Origin of the sequence: Pseudomonas sp. B329, assembly GCF_023127835.1 — a bacterium.
Lineage (GTDB): Bacteria > Pseudomonadota > Gammaproteobacteria > Pseudomonadales > Pseudomonadaceae > Aquipseudomonas > Aquipseudomonas synxantha_A.
The window spans coordinates 1-13,894 of the sequence record NZ_SPKP01000020.1 but is presented as its reverse complement, the minus strand read 5'-3'; the positions used below and the strand labels follow the sequence as shown (position 1 = coordinate 13,894).

Annotated in this window: 15 protein-coding genes; 12 read left to right on the top strand and 3 right to left on the bottom strand. The window is 60.1% G+C overall.

What is annotated here, in order from left to right; all coding sequences use genetic code 11:
- Nucleotides 1–73 precede the first annotated feature (73 nt).
- Together E4P00_RS12145 and E4P00_RS12140 are read right to left on the bottom strand one after the other, a co-directional pair.
- Nucleotides 74–850, bottom strand: a complete 777-nt coding sequence (locus E4P00_RS12145) for an ABC transporter substrate-binding protein (protein WP_032876562.1) — start codon at nucleotides 848–850, stop codon at nucleotides 74–76.
- A 245-nt stretch (nucleotides 851–1,095) separates the two neighbouring features.
- Complete coding sequence (locus E4P00_RS12140) at nucleotides 1,096–2,595, bottom strand: CoA-acylating methylmalonate-semialdehyde dehydrogenase (protein ID WP_248131577.1); 1,500 nt, start codon at nucleotides 2,593–2,595, stop codon at nucleotides 1,096–1,098.
- A 109-nt stretch (nucleotides 2,596–2,704) separates the two neighbouring features.
- On the opposite strand from E4P00_RS12140, the gene E4P00_RS12135 reads away from it, so the two are divergent.
- The 6 genes from E4P00_RS12135 to E4P00_RS12110 all read left to right on the top strand — a co-directional run bounded on the left by E4P00_RS12135 (nucleotide 2,705) and on the right by E4P00_RS12110 (nucleotide 10,674).
- Nucleotides 2,705–3,646 (top strand): LysR family transcriptional regulator, encoded by a 942-nt coding sequence (locus E4P00_RS12135; RefSeq protein WP_228309711.1) that lies wholly within the window; start codon nucleotides 2,705–2,707, stop codon nucleotides 3,644–3,646.
- A 189-nt stretch (nucleotides 3,647–3,835) separates the two neighbouring features.
- Nucleotides 3,836–4,294 carry a (2Fe-2S)-binding protein gene (locus tag E4P00_RS12130; RefSeq protein WP_078821018.1) on the top strand — a complete coding sequence of 153 codons (459 nt, stop codon included), beginning with the start codon at nucleotides 3,836–3,838 and terminating at the stop codon, nucleotides 4,292–4,294.
- Nucleotides 4,294–6,528 carry a xanthine dehydrogenase family protein molybdopterin-binding subunit gene (locus E4P00_RS12125; protein ID WP_248131575.1) on the top strand — a complete coding sequence of 745 codons (2,235 nt, stop codon included), beginning with the start codon at nucleotides 4,294–4,296 and terminating at the stop codon, nucleotides 6,526–6,528. The genes E4P00_RS12130 and E4P00_RS12125 overlap by 1 nt, the downstream gene beginning before the upstream one ends.
- 16 nt (nucleotides 6,529–6,544) lie before the next feature.
- Nucleotides 6,545–7,885, top strand: coding sequence for a cytochrome c (locus tag E4P00_RS12120; RefSeq protein WP_248131573.1), 1,341 nt, complete (start codon nucleotides 6,545–6,547; stop codon nucleotides 7,883–7,885).
- Nucleotides 7,886–8,354: 469 nt separating this feature from the next.
- Nucleotides 8,355–8,681, top strand: a complete 327-nt coding sequence (locus E4P00_RS12115) for a hypothetical protein (RefSeq protein ID WP_078821015.1) — start codon at nucleotides 8,355–8,357, stop codon at nucleotides 8,679–8,681.
- 127 nt (nucleotides 8,682–8,808) lie between these two features.
- Nucleotides 8,809–10,674: a D-arabinono-1,4-lactone oxidase gene (locus E4P00_RS12110; protein WP_248131571.1), complete on the top strand. Its 1,866-nt coding sequence runs from the start codon at nucleotides 8,809–8,811 to the stop codon at nucleotides 10,672–10,674.
- A gap of 18 nt (nucleotides 10,675–10,692) precedes the next feature.
- On the opposite strand, the gene E4P00_RS12105 is transcribed toward E4P00_RS12110, so the two are convergent.
- Nucleotides 10,693–10,842, bottom strand: a complete 150-nt coding sequence (locus tag E4P00_RS12105; protein ID WP_179119819.1) for a hypothetical protein — start codon at nucleotides 10,840–10,842, stop codon at nucleotides 10,693–10,695.
- Nucleotides 10,843–11,029: 187 nt separating this feature from the next.
- Here E4P00_RS12105 and E4P00_RS12100 point away from each other — a divergent pair, with 187 nt between their 5' ends.
- From E4P00_RS12100 to E4P00_RS12075, 6 genes are all read left to right on the top strand, one after another.
- Complete coding sequence (locus E4P00_RS12100; RefSeq protein WP_005787385.1) at nucleotides 11,030–11,284, top strand: hypothetical protein; 255 nt, start codon at nucleotides 11,030–11,032, stop codon at nucleotides 11,282–11,284.
- Nucleotides 11,285–11,308: 24 nt separating this feature from the next.
- Entirely contained in the window at nucleotides 11,309–11,587 is a 279-nt protein-coding gene (locus E4P00_RS12095; protein ID WP_078821013.1) for a hypothetical protein, read from the top strand.
- Between the two features lie 233 nt (nucleotides 11,588–11,820).
- On the top strand, nucleotides 11,821–12,585 hold the full coding sequence (locus E4P00_RS12090; RefSeq protein WP_216091160.1) for an OBAP family protein: 765 nt from the start codon (nucleotides 11,821–11,823) through the stop codon (nucleotides 12,583–12,585).
- Nucleotides 12,586–12,683: 98 nt separating this feature from the next.
- A complete protein-coding gene (locus E4P00_RS12085) occupies nucleotides 12,684–12,965 on the top strand; it encodes a hypothetical protein (protein ID WP_248131569.1) in 282 nt (93 codons plus the stop codon).
- Between the two features lie 99 nt (nucleotides 12,966–13,064).
- A complete protein-coding gene (locus E4P00_RS12080) occupies nucleotides 13,065–13,322 on the top strand; it encodes a DUF6555 family protein (protein ID WP_005787382.1) in 258 nt (85 codons plus the stop codon).
- Nucleotides 13,319–13,558 (top strand): hypothetical protein, encoded by a 240-nt coding sequence (locus E4P00_RS12075; RefSeq protein ID WP_005787380.1) that lies wholly within the window; start codon nucleotides 13,319–13,321, stop codon nucleotides 13,556–13,558. The genes E4P00_RS12080 and E4P00_RS12075 overlap by 4 nt, the downstream gene beginning before the upstream one ends.
- Nucleotides 13,559–13,894 lie beyond the last annotated feature (336 nt).

Genomic DNA, 13,894 nt, shown 5'->3' with positions numbered 1-13,894 from the left:
GCCCTTTCCGAAGACAGCGCCGCCCCCCTGTGGGAGCTCGACAGCTCCCACATTGACCGCGTATTTCCCGGGATCAGTCGCCGTAGATATCGGCCTTGAAGTACTGCTGTGAAATCTTCTGGTATTCACCACTGGCACGAATGCCGTCGATGGCCGCGTTCAATTCGCTGACCAACTCGCCATTGCCCTTGCGCACCGCAATCCCCGCACCCTCGCCCACGTATTTCGGATCCTTGAGTTCCGGCCCCACAAACGCGTAACCCTGGCCGCGTGGCATCGAGAGGAAGTCACTCAAGGGGATGGTGTCAGCAAAAATCGCGTCCAGGCGCCCCGCGGCCAGGTCCATGTAGATTTCTTCGTTATTGCTGTAGCGCTTGACGTTGATGCCCTTGGGTTCGAACACCTCGGTGGCATAACGGTCGGTGGTGGTGGCGCGCTGTACGCCGACGTTCTTGCCCTTGAGGCTGGCGTACTGGTCATCCACCACTGCGCCGTCCTTCATCACCAGGCGTGAGGAGGTGAAGTAGTATTTGTGGGTGAAATCCACCGACTTCTTGCGGTCCTCGTTGATGGTCATGGACGACAGCGCCAGGTCGATTTTCTTGACCTTGAGGGACGGGATCAAACCATCGAACTCACCTTCAACCCACACGCACTTGACCTTCATTTGCGCGCACAGGGCGTTGCCGATGTCGTAGTCGAAGCCGACGATCTTGCCGTCGCCGGTCTTGGACGCAAACGGTGGGTAAGCGGCCTCGATGCCGATGCGCAGGGTTTTCTCGGCGGCCAGCAGGTGGCTGGCAGCGAACAGACTCAGGGCCAGGGCGGGAATAAGGTGGCGTTTCTTCATGATCGGGTTCTCGCGGGTTGTTGTTGGTTTGGCAAGAGTGAAGAAAAACGGACAGCAGCTGTTTTGTACTTATAATTCCATACTGGACTTTTATGCTCATCGCGTCAATTCAGAACAAACGCGTACGAAATGTGGGAGGGGGCTTGCTCCCGATAGCGGTGTTTCAGTCACATAGAGACTGACTGACACTCTGCTATCGGGAGCAAGCCCCCTCCCACACTTGGACTTACAGTGCTCGTGAGACCTTACTTCGACACCGGCATCGCAAACTCCGCGCCCTGTTCAATACTCTCTGACCAACGCTGCATGATCGACTTCTGCTTGGTGTAGAAACGCACCCCCTCAGTGCCGTAGGCATGCATGTCGCCAAACAGGCTCTTCTTCCAGCCGCCAAAACCATGCCAGGCCATCGGTACAGGGATCGGCACGTTGATGCCAACCATGCCCACTTCAATGCGCCGGGCGAATTCGCGGGCGATGTTGCCGTCGCGGGTGAAGCAGCTGACGCCGTTGCCAAACTCGTGGTCGTTGACCAGCTTCACCGCTTCGGCGAAATCGTTGACGCGCACGCAGGCCAGCACCGGGCCGAAGATTTCTTCGCGGTAGATGCTCATGTCTTGGGTCACGTGGTCGAACAGCGTGGCGCCAAGCCAGAAGCCGTTTTCCAGGCCGGGTTCGGTGGGCACGTAGTCACGACCGTCGAGTAGCAATTGCGCGCCGGCCTGTACACCTTGCTCGATATAGCCGCTGATGCGCTCCAGGGCGGCCCGCGACACGATCGGGCCCATCTCGGCTTTTAAGTCGCGGCCATCAGTGATGCGCAGCGTCTTGGCGCGCTCGCTCAAGGCGGCGATGACCTTATCCCCCACATCCCCCACCAGCACCGCCACCGAAATGGCCATGCAGCGCTCGCCGGCGCTACCGTAGGCAGCGCCCATCAGTGCATCGACGGTGCGCTCGATATCGGCGTCGGGCATCACCACCATGTGGTTTTTCGCCCCGCCCAGGCCTTGTACGCGCTTGCCGTTGCGGGCGCCGCTCTCATAGATGTACTGGGCAATCGGCGTAGAACCGACAAAGCTCACGGCCTTGACGTCCGGGTGTTCGATCAGCGCATCCACCGATTCCTTGTCGCCCTGCACCACGTTGAACACGCCTTTGGGCAAGCCCGCTTCACGCAGCAGCTCGGCCATGAACAACGAAGCGCTCGGGTCGGTGGGGCTTGGCTTGAGGATGAAGGTGTTGCCCGCCGCGATGGCGATCGGGTACATCCACATCGGCACCATCACCGGGAAGTTGAATGGCGTCACGCCGGCCACCACGCCCAGCGGCTGGCGCATGGTCCAGTTGTCCATGCCACGGGAGACCTGGTCGGAATGCTCGCCCTTGAGCAGGTTGGGAATGCCGCAGGCAAATTCGAGAATGTCGATGCCACGGTCGACTTCGCCCTGGGCGTCGGTGAAGACCTTGCCGTGCTCGGCGACAATGATGCGCGCCAAGTCATCCTTGCGCTCACGCAGCAGGTGCAGGTATTCAAACAACACGCGGGCGCGGCGGATCGGCGGGGTGTCGGCCCAGCCGGCGAATGCAGTCTGGGCGGCAGCGACGGCTTCGCCTACGGTCTGGCGGCTGGCCAGGGCCACGCGCGCGGTGACGTCACCGGTGGCCGGGTTGTAGACGTCCTGATAGCGATCATCGCGGCTCACGCGCTGGTCGTTGATGTAGTGCTCAATGGTCGTGGTCATGGCAATGGATCCCAGGTGGGTAGCGTTGGGACACACGATAGGCTTTTGATTTGTTCCAAACCAGAGCAGAATCCAGAACTTATTGTCCTTTTATGCGAACAATACACTCATGGAAAAGGCTGAGATCGAAGGGCTGTGGACCCATATCCACTGGCTGTCGGTGCTGGAAGAACAAGGCACCTACACCGCCGCCGCGGCACGGTTGGGGGTGAGCAAATCGGCGGTCAGCCAGCGCATCTCCGATCTGGAGAAAGCCACCGGTACGCGCCTGGTGACCCGCACCACCCGCAGCGTGCGATTGACCGAAGCCGGGCTGTCTTTGACCCGCGAAGTGCGCAGTGCCTATGCGCAGATTGCCCGCAGCTTCTCGTCGGTGCGCGACTCCGTCGGCGAAATTCGCGGCCTGGTGCGCCTGACCGCCCCCGTGGCGTTTGCCCGGCAACAACTGGTGCCGCACCTTTCCGGCTTTTTGCAGCAGTACCCGCAAGTGCGCATCCAGCTAGACGTGTCCGACGCCTTGAGCTCACTGGCGGCCGAAGGCTACGACCTGGCGGTGCGCCACGGTTTCCAGGTGCCGGAGACGCATGTGGCGTGGAAGCTGTGCGATACCACCTCGGTGCTGGTGGCGACCCGGGACTACCTGCAACGCCACGGTGAACCGCGAACCCCGGCAGACCTGGGCGCCCACAACTGCCTTTACTACCCACGGGGCAGCGACCAGCCGGCCTGGACCTTCGAACGCGGCAGCAAAAATATCGAGCGCATCACCGTGCCCATCGCCGGCAGCTTTTCAACCAACAACAGCGAGGCCTTGCGCGACGCGGCGCTCAATCACTTGGGCGTTGCCTTGCTGCCGGACTTCAGCGCCCATGCCGCCCTGGCCAGCGGCAAGCTGGTGCAGGTGTTGAAGGGCTGGACGCTCAAGGGCGCGTTTGCCGATGAAATTTATCTGATTCGGCCCTACTCGCCCCATGTGCCCAGGTCCGTGACGGTGCTGGTGGGGTATTTGAAGGAAAAACTGTCAGGCGGGTTTCAATTCACTGGCAGCTGATGAAGGCTCGCTCCTACAGAGGACAGTGACCCAATCCTGTTGAATTCTTGCCTGATCCTCTGAACTTGAAGTCGATTGCATAGATAGCTGTTGCGCGGTGGTCTAGAGTTTGACGATGGGCGACGTACAGTCGCACCGTTCCTATAAGAATTTTGCAGCACCAACCGATGATCAGCAGGTGAGCCAGCCATGGAATTACGTATTAACCAAAAGGCCTATCAAGTCGAGGCCGAGGCAGACACGCCGTTGTTGTGGGTGATCCGCGACAACCTGGGCCTGACCGGCACCAAGTACGGCTGCGGCCTGGCCCAGTGCGGCGCCTGTTCGGTGCTGGTGGACGGCAATGTGGTGCGCTCGTGCGTGACGCCGGTAGCCGGGGTGGTCGGTCGCGAGATCACCACCATCGAAGCCATCGAGGCCGACGAGGTGGGCAAACGCGTGGTCTCTGCCTGGGTCGAGCACCAGGTGGCGCAGTGCGGCTACTGCCAGTCCGGGCAAGTGATGGCGGCCACCGCGCTGCTCAAGCACACCCCCGCTCCGTCGCAAGCGCAGATCGATGCGGCAATGGTCAACCTGTGCCGCTGCGGCACTTACAACGCCATCCATGCTGCCATGGATGGCCTGGCCGCCGGGAAGGAGACCGCCTGATGAATATGTCCGAGATCCTGCCCGGCGTTAAATTGGACGAGCCGATCAACCTGTCGCGTCGGCGCTTTCTCGCCAGTACCGCCGTAGGTGCGCTGGTCATCGGCTTTGGCTTGCCCCTGGGCTCGTCGCGGGTGCAGGCCGCCACCGGCGCTGCTGAACGCGGCACCCAAGTGCCGGCGTTCCTGGAAATTCGCCCGGACGGTAGCGTGCGCCTGCTCAGCCCCTTCATGGAAGGCGGCCAGGGCACCCACACCGCCATGGCACAGATCATCGGCGAAGAGTTGGATGCCGACCCCGCCACCTTCATCGTCGAAGCCGCCCCCCCGGGTGAAGCCTACGTGGTAATGGAAAACGGCCTGCGCATCACCGGCGGCAGCATGTCGGTGCGCATGAGCTACCCGACCATGCGCCGCCTCGGCGCCCTCGCCCGCGCCATGCTGATGCAGGCCGGCGCCGAGCAACTGCGCGTGCCGCTCAGCGAGCTGACCACCCAGCCTGGCCGCGTGGTACACGCCGCTTCCGGCCGCTCCGTGGGCTACGGTGAACTGGCCGGTCGTGCCCTCGATATGCCGGTGCCCGACCCCGCTACCATCACCCTGCGCGACCCTAGCCAGTTCCGTTGGATCGGCAAGCCGGTCAAACGCCTGGATGCCTATGACAAATCCACCGGCAAGGCGCTTTACACCATCGACCTTAAACTCGACAACATGCTCCACGCCGCCGTCCAGCACGCGCCGCGCCTGGGCATGAGCGTGGGCAGCCTGCGCAACCAGGCCCAGGTCGAGGTCATGCCGGGGGTGCATTCGGTTCATACCTTGCCAGGCGCCGTGGCGGTGGTGGCCGAACGCTGGTGGCACGCCAAGCGTGCGGTGGAGGCCATCCAGGTTGAATGGCAGGAAGCTTCTGCCGACTCGACCGTACGGGCGATGCCGGCGGATTTTTCCAGCGACAAATACCTCGACTTCCTCGCCGCCCAGCAGGGCCCGGCCCGCGATGACGAAAACCAGGGCGATGTCGCCGGCGCCCTGGCTGGCGCCAAGACTCGGGTCGAAGCCACCTACCATAACCAATACCTCAACCATGCCCAGCTGGAGCCGCCTTCAGCCTTGGCCCGCTTCAACCCCGACGGCACGCTTGAGGTGTGGCTGCCCAACCAGGCGCCGGATATGTTCCGCGCCGACATTGCCAAGCGCACCGGCCTCGCCACCGAGCAAATCACCCTGCACTCCCCGCTGCTGGGGGGCTTTTTTGGTCGGCATTTCCTGTATGACTCGGCTAATCCGTACCCACAGGCTATCGCGCTGGCCAAGGCCGTCGGCCGCCCGATCAAGCTGATCTGGAGCCGTGAAGAAGAGTTCCTGCGCGATGTGTTGCGCCCGCTCGCCGTGGTGAAGTTTCGTGCCGCACTGGACGACAAGGGCCTGCCGGTAGCCATCGAAGCGGTGAGTGCCACCGAAGGCCCTACTGAAGCCCTCAGTGGCAAACAGGGCGAGCAGATCGACCCCACCGCCCTGGAAGGCCTGTCGGGCAAGAGTTATGCGATCCCCAACAAGCGTATTGCGCAGATCTACGTCAAGGGCGCGCCCATGCTCGGCTACTGGCGTTCAGTGGGTAATTCCCTTAACGATTTTTTCTACGAATCATTCCTGGATGAGCTGGCGGACAAGGGCGGCCACGACCCGTATGAGTTGCGCCTGCACCTGCTGCGCGACAACCCGCGGCTGACCACCTTGCTGCAAGCGGTGGGCGAGCTGTCCGGTGGCTGGAAGCGTGGCCCCTACACCGCCGAAGACGGCACGCGCCGTGCACGCGGGGTGGCCATGGCTTCGCCCTTTGGCTCTCACGCGGCGGTAGTCGCCGAAGTGTCGATCGAGAACGGCCAGGTCAAGGTTCACCATATCTGGGAGGCCATCGACCCGGGCAGCATCGTCAACCCGGCGATCATTCAAGCCCAGGTCAGCGGCGCGGTAGCCCTGGGGCTCTCGCAAACGTTGCTGGAGGAAGCGGTGTACGTGGACGGTATGCCACGGGCGCGTAACTACGACCTGTATCCGATCCTGCCGCCCTCGCGTATGGCGCAGGTCCACGTGAAGATCGTCGAGAGCGGCGAAAAGATGGGAGGCATCGGTGAACCGCCATTGCCCGCCGTGGCACCAGCGGTAATCAATGCGGTGGCACAGTTGACCGGCCAGCGCATCCGCAGCTTGCCGTTGAGCCGCCACACCTTCAGTTAACCCACAGGGAACGCCCATGAACAACCGCCGATTCGCAAGAACCGCAGGCTGGCTGGCGCTGCCCTGCCTGGTCGCCGCAGGCCTGCTGGCCTGGTACGTCACCCGCGAGCCCGCCTCGCCGTTTGAACAACAACAGGCCACCAGTTTCGACCCTGCATTGGTCAGTCGCGGCGAATACGTCGCGCGGGTGAGTGACTGTGTGGCTTGCCACAGCCTGGCCGGCAAGCAGCCCTTCGCCGGTGGCCTGGAAATGGCCACGCCCCTGGGGGCGATCCACGCCACCAACATCACCCCCGACCGCGAGCATGGCATCGGCACCTACAGCCTGGCCGACTTCGATCGCGCCGTACGCCAGGGTGTCGCACCGGGCGGCCGCCGGCTGTACCCGGCCATGCCCTACCCGTCTTACGTCAAGCTCAGCGACGACGATGTGAAAGCGCTGTATGCGTTTTTTATGAAGGGCGTGCAACCGGCCAACCAGCCGAACATCCCCAGCGATATACCCTGGCCGCTCAACCTGCGCTGGCCCATCGCCCTGTGGAATGGCGTGTTTGCGCCCACCGCCACTTACGCCGCCAAGCCCGACCAGGACGCGCTGTGGAACCGTGGCGCCTACATTGTCCAGGGCCCAGGCCACTGCGGCAGTTGCCACACACCGCGTGGCCTGGCCTTCAACGAGAAAGCCCTGGACGAATCCGGCGCGCCGTTCCTCGCTGGAGCGCTGCTTGACGGCTGGTACGCACCCAGCCTGCGCCAGGACCCCAACACCGGGCTGGGCCGCTGGAGCGAAGCGCAGATCGTGCAGTTCCTCAAGACGGGGCGCAATGCCCATGCCGTGGTCTACGGCTCAATGACCGAAGCCTTCAACAACTCCACGCAGTTCATGCAGGACGAGGACCTGGCCGCTATCGCCCGCTATCTCAAATCACTGCCCGGTGACCCGCAGCGTGATGGCAGCCCCTGGCAGTATCAGGCGGTGACAGCAAACCAGGATGCGCCCGGCGCCCACACTTATGCGACCCGCTGCGCCTCCTGCCACGGCCTCGACGGCAAAGGCCAGCCCGAATGGATGCCGCCCCTGGCCGGCGCCACGTCGGCACTGGCCAAGGAAAACGCCTCGGCGATCAACATCACCCTCAACGGCTCGCAGCGCGTGGTGGCGGCGGGGATGCCGGACGCCTACCGGATGCCGGCGTTTCGTGAGCAGCTGTCCGACCAGGAAATCGCCGACGTGCTGAGCTACGTGCGTGGCACCTGGGGCAACAACGGTGGCGCGGTCGAGGCGAAGGCGGTGAGCAAGTTGCGCGGGCATACTGACCCTGCGAGCAGCAGCCCGATCATCCTGCATATGCGCTGAGGGAAAGCGTGCAACGCCTCGGGCCATTGACGGACCGAGGCGCTGCATTACCGAAGAGAACAGTTACCGCGACGGCTATTTCCGATATTGGGCTTATAGCTAAATAGTTTTCTACTCAGCCTGGCAGGTCATCCGCACCGCGACTAACCTCACCTCAGTATCAGAAAGGACTCAACCCTGCAGCCAAGGAGGCTATCCCCGCCCAATATCATCATGATGCCCACCAACCTCGTGTTGGCACTCATAAACAACACTTTTAGTCTTATAAATGATGTAGGTCTGTGGGCGTTAAGCCGCTCACTCACTTGACAGTAATCAGTAAACGGGGCGCGAGGCGACCTGTTTGATTTCTGCGTTCACCATCGCCTCCGAGCAGTGCAATCAAGTTATGCAGTAAAAAACACTCTGTCGCCAAGAGACAGAGGTCAAACGTGCTCATCTCACATCATTGCTATAGCCGGAGATAACTATGAGACAAGTTCAAAAAATCACCGTCAATAACAAAGGCGGCTACGTATTTAACTTTAAAGTCCAATGGCTCCAGAGCGACGGCAAGTGGTATACGTCGCAATGGGGCAGCGGTGACTACCCGGTGGCGCAATCTCGGACTACACCGAATCTGGAAACGATCGGCGTACCCTCCGACGCGCTGGCTGTCACGGTATATGGGCATGCACTGGCTGGGTCATCAGGTCAAGGCACGCCGTTTGTGGGGTTTGCCGCCAACGGCCAGATAGCAACTTATGATGCAGTAGGAACAACCCTCATTGGTTTTGCAATTAACTTGATCGAATAAAACAAGCTCTTTACGACGGAATACCCGGAACCAACTTTTCGTGACTTGCCGTTAGAAGTTGGCGCCGGCTTCCCCGATTGCACATTCAACCCGTCTGACGTTAAAAATCACGTAACAGGAAACCAAAATGAAACAAGTCGAGCGCATTGGTTGCCTTAATAACGGCCTTTTTGTCATGAACTTCTCAATCCAGTGGCTGGATTCGACAGGCCAATGGCATACCTCCGAATGGAACAGTGGCAACTTCGAAAATGGTTTGTACAAGGTCAGCCCTTCACTTGCATTGCTCGGTATTCCCGCGGATGCAATTGGCGTCGCACCTTATGTGTCCGCCGTCGCTGGCATCCAGAATCAAGGAGAACCTTTAGTCCAGCCGGCCAACAACGGCAGGCTGGCCGCCTATGAAGTAACGGGCACGACCCTGAGTTTCAGGGTTCAGCCGCTACCGTGGAAAAACTGGGCTCAGAACATCGTCGACACCCTGGAAATCGATGGTCAATACTACTTCTCCCCAACCCACCTCGCAGAGCTTCAAGACATCGTTCGCCAGGCCGGCGTGGCAGGCGCGACAGTACGCGTATCGGGCCAACGACATGCACAGCCGGCCTTGGTTGCCGAAGACAATCGCATCGCCCCAACCCCCCTCCGCTGGCTCATCGACCTGTCCTGTTATGCAGACTTGGGTGCCCACGGGGATCAGTCGATTGTGCTCAACGCCAGGGAAAATACGATCACCGTGAACACTGGCGTTCGCGAGGATGAGCTGGATGCCTTCCTCACCGCCCATAACATGATGCTACAGACCGCGACCGCCGGCGGCTTCTTCAGCCTTGGCGGGATGACCGCCGTCGATGTCCATGGCGCCACCATCAGTGCACCGATTTTTGCGGAAACCGCCTCGGCGTTCACCCTCATGGGGCCGGACGGTCAAGTGCGTACCATTGATGCTCAGACGCCTGCAGTCGATGGATGGTCGCCTCTGCAGTTCACACGCGTCTCTCTGGGTGCACTGGGAATCGTCACAGCCGTCACCCTTGAAGTGTTGCCACGTCCGTGGGCCACGACACTGAACTCAGGCAAAGAAAAGAACATTGTCTGTGACAACGAGCAAGCATTCATCGCCAGGTTCAAAGCGCTGCTCACAGATCATGACCGCGTCGAGTCCTTTCTCAACCCCTACACCGACAACTTCCTGGCCTTGTGGTGGGACGTGGTTGCAGCTCCTGCGACACAGATCCCGAACCTGAAAAAAAACGTGCCCAATGCGTGCGCCCTCGCGGGAGAAAACGTGTTCGGCTCGCCCTATCTGATACCGTTTGAACCTATCGTCGAGCCTCCCCTTATCGCCGCTCAGTATGGCGGTAACACAACAATCGCAAGTGCGATCATTGATGCAGGGTTCCTCACGATCGAAACGCTCTTCGATGAAGCCGCGTCGGTCTACTCTGACTTGTGGCTGACCAAGGCATCGCGCGTCATTTTCATGTCTTACTTTATCGAGCTACCGGCGCTGGATGACAGTGGCCTGAGTAAAGCCTGGCAAGGGCTCGATGCGGTTAAAACACGTATCAAGGGCTCCTCCGACTTCCTGGTCGTTGCCCCGCTGGAGTTCCGCTTTGTCCGTGGCGGCGACACGGCCTTGGCCGGGACGTACACGCAAACCCCCAATGCCACTTTTGTAAACCTTGACCTTATCGGGTACGTGCCTGCCGTCGCAGCATCTGACTACCCGGGTCGCCTGCTGGACTTTTTTGCAGAGATCGAAAGAGCCTGGGTTGACCTGGGAGGGATGCCCCACACCGGCAAAATGTTCGGCTTCTATGATCCCGACCAACCCTCACAGACGTCCTCTGCCCCGTTCAATCCGGCCTTCTTGAAGAACCTCGCACAGCGCCGAAGTGAGAGAACCGACGCCTTCAACGCTTTTCGCAAGGTATGCGACCCGCAGGGAGTCTTTCACAACACTTTCGTTTCGACGCTGCTGGGAGATTAAACAATCTCAGGTGCTCTTTTACTTGCTTTGGTCCGCCTTGCCTTCCTGCATCTGTACGGAAGACTTGCTGCCGCTGGTATTGTCTTTGGTGGTGTTATCGGAACTGTCGAAACAGCCGTGGAGCATGAATGCACTGCAAAGGCCCAGGCACATATAGAGCTTCTTCATGAGGTTTTACCTTTAACGGATGGATAAGGCTAAGCGTCAGCCATATCAAATATGGCTGACGCAGGAGGTATGGGTTCAAAAAATAGAGGGAGGCCCTGACGAGTGGCTTGCCATCAACTCGCTAGCCTTTACGCACGACCAATTTGAGCTACCCTTGATCCGTTAAGGCCTGCTATCCGGTGACCCCGTGGACACGTTGACCAAAGCGCAAATCCAGCGCGCGCTTGCGAGGCGGCTGTGCAACTGCCGTGTCTCCTGCACGATCAATCCGGATAACAGCCTGTCGGTGACGGTGCTCGCGCCCGATGCCAACCAGTTCACCATCGCCAACATCAACCGTGCCCAGTATCACGGCGAGCCAGGGATCAATCGGCTCGTTCGGGAAATCCTGGAAGACATGGTAGTTTCGCGACAATCGTCCCGCCTCTCCTCCGTGGAGTAAACGCAAAAAACAACGAGGCTTGCCATGCACGCTGGTGCTGCTACCCCCTTGCAACGCGTCAAAATCGACTACCTTCAAGACACGCTGCTCGGAGTGAACCCCCTGTCTTGCGAGTGCATGGCGAAGGTCATGGAAGCGGGTGCGGGCGTGTCGCTGCAAATCCTGCCGCCGTGGCCGGAACAACTATTGAAGGCCCATACGGTTCAGATCAAAACCGAAGGCCGCACCTATCACGGCGTTGTCGTTGATGCCGGCAAGAACAACGCCAATGAACTGCTGGTGACCATCAAACTCCAGGGCTAGGGACTCGCTACAGATGGTCCCGGCCGGAATGCCGTCCTTGCCGTCAGGCCCCAGCAAACCGGTGGTGGCGACTGCTATTTGCACCGAACTGCACGCTTATGAAAAATGACCCGGTACGCTGAACGCTTGTTCCACAAATCGTCGCAAACCATGCGCCCCCCCTATCCGGTTGAACACCCTCCTCGGCAGGCTTTCTAGATGTTCTCGACAACTGCCCATGGAGGGAATCCCCGATGAACATTCACCGCCTGCAACCTGCACTGCCATCGCTGTGCCTGGCAATTTGCGTCGCCTCGTTGACAGCGTGCGCGGGCAACGACTCAGCCTCAAACGTGGTGGCGCCGGGTGATGCCAAATCGCCAGGCACGCGAGCACTCGATACCGGTGCCGCCCTGCTGCAGTCACGTCCGCCCATCGACGCGCTCAATGCCTACCTGGACGGCTTTCACTTCTACAACGGCCACCCCGACGTGCAGATGGAAGCGCACCACTACTGCGCCATCCTCAATGAGGAGGTGATCCAGTGCGTGATTTACGACGGCAACCGCAAGGACGCCAAGTTGATGGGCGTGGAATACATCATCAGCGAGCAGTTGTTCAACAGCCTGCCGGCACCGGAGAAAGCCTTGTGGCACAGCCATGTGCATGAGGTGAAGTCCGGCCAGCTGGTCGCGCCCGGCATTCCCGCGGTGGCCGAGCACGCGCTGATGGAAAAGCTGGTGCACACCTACGGCAAGACCTGGCACACCTGGCATACCGACCTGCACAAGCGCCTGCCATTGGGTGTGCCTCAACTGATGATGGGGTTTACCGCTGACGGCCAGGCTGATCCAAGGATGGTCGCCGAGCGCGATCAACGCCTGGGTATCGACAGCACCGAGAAGAAGCACTCTCGCGCCGATATAGCCCCACCGGCCATTGCACCCGGGGCGGATGCCTGGCGCCACGGCACGATCATCCAGATCGACGACCCTACCGCAACGCCTCACCGGCACTGACGGCGCCGCCGGGTCATCTGGATTGAACAATCATTGACCCGCGCTTGCCACACAAGAACACGGCTGCATTCGCCGCCCTTTGCATGAGGTATTGCAACATGTCTTACGATTATCAAGGCCCCGCCAGCATCATCACGGCTTCGCGTCACCTCGGAACCCAAGCAGATGAACGCCTCAACGAACACGTTGACGTAAATCTGACAGGTAGTGGTAAACCAACCCTGGTTCGCCTGGACTTTGACACTCCACTGCAGTGGCCCGGCCATCCCAATTTCGTCATGGTGAACTTGCCAGACGGTACCTCCGTCGGCGGTGTAATCGCCCAGATAGAGCGGCCCGCTGACGGAGCCGGGTGGGTAGCGTTTACCGTGGATGACTGACTGCCACAGCGCTGACAGCCCGCCATCGAATTGCCCGACAAGTTCTTTGAATTTTTTTTGACGTCAATTATCTGTAGTTCATGAGCATAGGGAGGCCTCATGAAAACCAACGAGCTATTTACCATCAAGTATCAACTTCACGGCGAGCCGAGGTCCTTTATCGTGCGTACGGCACGCATGAACAATGCTGAAGCATGGCACTGGGCCAGTTGCGATGCCGGCGTGGCGGTCATCCCCAGGTTCGGTCAAAACAACCTCAAGCGCGTGTCCAAGCCGATGGCGGAAAAATACGGCATTACCGATGTGCGCTGGTGCGGGGCGGAAGAAATTCAGTGGGCGGAGGGTGTCACACAATGAACAGTCAGGTGCTGGATTACACAATCAGTCAAAGGTGGGATGAGGAGATTGCGCAGAACACCCAGATGTTTTTCGAAGCGGATCGACTGGATGCGCAGGCGTATAACATCATCGAACACTACAGTGGCGATGCAACGACCTGGGCGCGCTTCACCGAGGCGAAGAAGCTTGCGGATGCGCAGCGGACTGCGGCTTATCGAGAGTGGATGCGTATACGGCGGGCTATGAGAACGTAGGAGCGAGCTTGCTCGCGAAAAACGTCAACGATGATGCGGATAATCTGGACGGACGCGGCGCTTGGGCGTCTTTCGCGAGCAAGCTCGCTCCTACAAAAAAGACACGCCCCGTCCGGGGCGTGTCAGTCAACAAAGCGTGGACTGGTTTGTCGCTATCGGGGCATGGGTGTCTACACACCTTTGGTGTGACGCCGGACCTGTGGGAGGGGGGCTTGCCCCGATGGCGGCCTAAGAGCCGACCAGGATGCTGGACTTTGACCGAGTACATATCCGTTATTTGAGTCACGGCTGCTATTGGTTCCGCTTTTACAGCGGGTCACTTTCGAAAAGCGCGAA

Coding starts and splice junctions, on each gene's coding strand:
- E4P00_RS12130 (WP_078821018.1), top strand. CDS start 3,836: ATGGAATTACGTATTAACCAAAAGGCCTATCAAGTCGAGGCCGAGGCA.
- E4P00_RS12110 (WP_248131571.1), top strand. CDS start 8,809: ATGAAACAAGTCGAGCGCATTGGTTGCCTTAATAACGGCCTTTTTGTC.
- E4P00_RS12085 (WP_248131569.1), top strand. CDS start 12,684: ATGTCTTACGATTATCAAGGCCCCGCCAGCATCATCACGGCTTCGCGT.
- E4P00_RS12075 (WP_005787380.1), top strand. CDS start 13,319: ATGAACAGTCAGGTGCTGGATTACACAATCAGTCAAAGGTGGGATGAG.
- E4P00_RS12120 (WP_248131573.1), top strand. CDS start 6,545: ATGAACAACCGCCGATTCGCAAGAACCGCAGGCTGGCTGGCGCTGCCC.
- E4P00_RS12125 (WP_248131575.1), top strand. CDS start 4,294: ATGAATATGTCCGAGATCCTGCCCGGCGTTAAATTGGACGAGCCGATC.
- E4P00_RS12090 (WP_216091160.1), top strand. CDS start 11,821: ATGAACATTCACCGCCTGCAACCTGCACTGCCATCGCTGTGCCTGGCA.
- E4P00_RS12135 (WP_228309711.1), top strand. CDS start 2,705: ATGGAAAAGGCTGAGATCGAAGGGCTGTGGACCCATATCCACTGGCTG.
- E4P00_RS12105 (WP_179119819.1), bottom strand. CDS start 10,842: ATGAAGAAGCTCTATATGTGCCTGGGCCTTTGCAGTGCATTCATGCTC.
- E4P00_RS12095 (WP_078821013.1), top strand. CDS start 11,309: ATGCACGCTGGTGCTGCTACCCCCTTGCAACGCGTCAAAATCGACTAC.
- E4P00_RS12145 (WP_032876562.1), bottom strand. CDS start 850: ATGAAGAAACGCCACCTTATTCCCGCCCTGGCCCTGAGTCTGTTCGCT.
- E4P00_RS12140 (WP_248131577.1), bottom strand. CDS start 2,595: ATGACCACGACCATTGAGCACTACATCAACGACCAGCGCGTGAGCCGC.
- E4P00_RS12115 (WP_078821015.1), top strand. CDS start 8,355: ATGAGACAAGTTCAAAAAATCACCGTCAATAACAAAGGCGGCTACGTA.
- E4P00_RS12080 (WP_005787382.1), top strand. CDS start 13,065: ATGAAAACCAACGAGCTATTTACCATCAAGTATCAACTTCACGGCGAG.